Origin of the sequence: Streptomyces rectiviolaceus, from assembly GCF_039533825.1 — a bacterium.
In the GTDB taxonomy this organism is placed as follows: Bacteria; Actinomycetota; Actinomycetes; order Streptomycetales; family Streptomycetaceae; genus Streptomyces; species Streptomyces rectiviolaceus.
Window position 1 is genome coordinate 1 of sequence record NZ_BAAAUG010000070.1, and the last position, 2,498, is coordinate 2,498.

The following is a 2,498-nucleotide window of genomic DNA, read 5'->3' on the forward strand; positions in this document are numbered from 1 at the left end:
CTGCCTCTTCGGCGGCCCCCCGCCAGAGCGCGGCGCGGGACGGCGCGGAGGGCGGCCGGACACCGGAGGCGGGGTCGGGGTCGGGGTCGGGGTCGGGGTCGGGGTCGGGCCAGGCCGCCACGGCCCTGGACCGGTCGGTGCCCCAGCGGGTCGTCATCCCCTCCCTGGGCGTGTCGAGCGCGCTGGAGACGCTGGGGCAGAACGGGGGCGGGGCGATGACGACACCGAAGGACCCCGATCTGGCGGGCTGGTACGAACCCGGCCCCACCCCCGGCTCCAGGGGCCCGGCGGTGATCGCCGGGCATGTGACCTGGAACGGCGCGGACGCGGTCTTCAAAGGGCTGAAGACGATGAAGGCCGGGGACGCCATCGAGGTGACGCGCGAGGACGGGAAGACGGCCACCTTCACCGTGGACCGCGTCGAGGAGCACCCGAAGAAGAAGTTCCCCACCCTGGACGTGTACAAGAACATCGACCACGCGGGGCTGCGCCTGATCACCTGCGGCGGCGAGTTCGACGCGGACCGGAACTACTACCCCAACAACATCACGGTCTTCGCGAGCATGACGGGCGTGGCGTAGGCGTAGGCGCCCAGCGCGATCCGCTCGGCGATCGGGTTCATGCCCGTGCCCTTGGCATCGGTCGCGTTGACCGAGTAGACGAGGGTGCGGGAGCCGTTCTCGGTGGAGGCGATCATGTTCGTGTAGCCGTAGCGGGCGCCGGTCTTGAGCCAGATCACCTTGCCCTTGAACTCCATCCGCTGGAGCCCCGCGCCGAAGATGGGCTCCGGAGCGCCCGGCGCAAGCTCGGGCAGCGTGAACATCTCCTTCAACTGCGGCTGGGGCACCACCTCTCCGTCGAACAGCGCCTGAGTGAAGACCTCCAGATCGGCGGTGGAGGAAATCATGTCGCCCGCCGCGAAGCGGTCCGACTGGTTCCACTCGGTGACGTCGACCAGGCGGGTGGTGCCGTCCGGCTGCTTCATGCTCTGGTAGCCGCGGTTGTGCGGGCCGCGGATGTGGGGGTCGGCGCCGGGGAAGTAGGTGTCGCGCAGGTGGAGAGGCCGGAAGATCCGCTGAGCGGCCTGGTGGGCGTACGAGTCGCCGGTGACCCGCTCGATCAGCAGGCCGAGCACGGTGTAGCCGATGTTGCGGTAGTGCTGCTCGTAGCCGGGGTCGTGCTCGGGCCCCTTGGCGATGGCCGACGCGACGACCTTCCGCGGGTCCAACGTGTCGTAGCGGTGGGCGTATTCGTCGTCGAAGCCGTCGCCCGACTTCAGGCCGCTGGTGTAGTTGAGGAGGCTGCGGACGGGCATGGGCTCGAACTTCCCCTCGGGGAGCAGGCCCGGCATGTAGTGCTGCACCGGCTTGTCGAGGTCCAGCTCACCCTCGGCCGCCAGCTGCAGCGCCACGGCCGCGGTCACGATCTTGGTCGTCGACCCGGCGCGGAAGCGGCCGTGCGGGTCGGCCTTCCGGCCCGTGACCAGGTCGTGTACGCCGGAACTTCCGCGCCAGGTTCCATCCGTGCCGCCGACGCGGACCAGGGCGGCGGTCGCGTCGGCGTTCGGGAGCCCCTTGATCGCGTCGCGCAGGGCCTTGCCGTCCGGCGCGGATCTCTGGGCGGAAGCCGCCGCCGTGGCCGGGGCGTGCGCGACCGCGAGGGCGGGGGCGGCCGCTGCGCCGGTGAGGCCGATGACGAGGGCGGCGGCGAGAGCGGTGCGGGCGGGGAGGCGCACGGTGTGACTCCAGGTGGGCTGCGGTGCGGAACGTGTGCTGTCGCTGTCCATCCTGGTGATCTTCCGGGCAGGGCGGATCCTCACTGGGGAGGGCGAGGGTCCGGTGTTCCCTGAGGGGCCAACACTCATGGGCATCAGGGGCATTGGCGGGATGTCCCCTAGGGGGCAGGGGGAAACAGGGGAATCAGGGGGCTCCGGTGGACGGGCGGTCGGCGCGCTCCTGCGCCGCCATCACCTCGTCGCCATGGTCGAAGGCCCACGCGCCGAAGGCCTCGATCGGGGCCAGCAACGTACGCCCCAGAGCGGTGAGTTCGTACTCGACGCGGGGCGGCGACTCGGCGTACGACTGCCGCGAGACCAGGCCGTTGTACTCGAGGCGGCGCAGTGTCTCCGTGAGGATCTTGGGGCTGATGCCGCCGATCAGGCCGCGCAGTTCACCCGGGCGGCGCGGGCCGTGCCGCAGGGCCCAGAGCGCCACCGCGTTCCAGGTGTTGGCGAGCAGGTCGAAGGCGAGCCGGGCGCGGCAGTCGGCGAGCAGGTCATCGTCTCTCACGTACCGAATGGTGCCTGAACGCTTTCCTACTGTCGTCCCGTACCCCGGTGACCGGGGCACGGGACGAGAGGGAGACAGACATGCGCATAGGCATCATCGGCGCGGGCAACATGGCGGACGCGCTCGGCACGCACTGGGTGCGCGCGGGGCACGAGGTGCTGATCGGCGGGCGGGACGAGGGCCGCGCGGCGGCGCTCGTCGCGCGGATGG

4 protein-coding genes are annotated in these 2,498 nt (G+C 71.2%); 2 read left to right on the plus strand and 2 right to left on the minus strand.

Features of this window, described 5'->3' with window-relative positions:
* Nucleotides 1–170: 170 nt before the first annotated feature.
* Nucleotides 171–581: a class F sortase gene (locus ABD378_RS20795; RefSeq protein ID WP_344522436.1), complete on the plus strand. Its 411-nt coding sequence runs from the start codon at nt 171–173 to the stop codon at nt 579–581.
* On the opposite strand, the gene ABD378_RS20800 is transcribed toward ABD378_RS20795, so the two are convergent.
* Together ABD378_RS20800 and ABD378_RS20805 are read right to left on the minus strand one after the other, a co-directional pair.
* Nucleotides 533–1,786: a serine hydrolase domain-containing protein gene (locus ABD378_RS20800; protein WP_344522437.1), complete on the minus strand. Its 1,254-nt coding sequence runs from the start codon at nt 1,784–1,786 to the stop codon at nt 533–535. The genes ABD378_RS20795 and ABD378_RS20800 overlap by 49 nt on opposite strands.
* Nucleotides 1,787–1,919: 133 nt before the next feature.
* The gene (locus tag ABD378_RS20805) at nt 1,920–2,288 is read right to left on the minus strand and encodes a winged helix-turn-helix transcriptional regulator (protein WP_344522438.1); all 369 of its coding nucleotides are present in this window, start codon (nt 2,286–2,288) and stop codon (nt 1,920–1,922) included.
* 80 nt (nt 2,289–2,368) lie between these two features.
* Here ABD378_RS20805 and ABD378_RS20810 point away from each other — a divergent pair.
* Nucleotides 2,369–2,498, plus strand: a 130-nt coding sequence (locus ABD378_RS20810) for an NAD(P)-binding domain-containing protein (RefSeq protein WP_344522454.1), incomplete at its 3' end; no start/stop codon positions are given.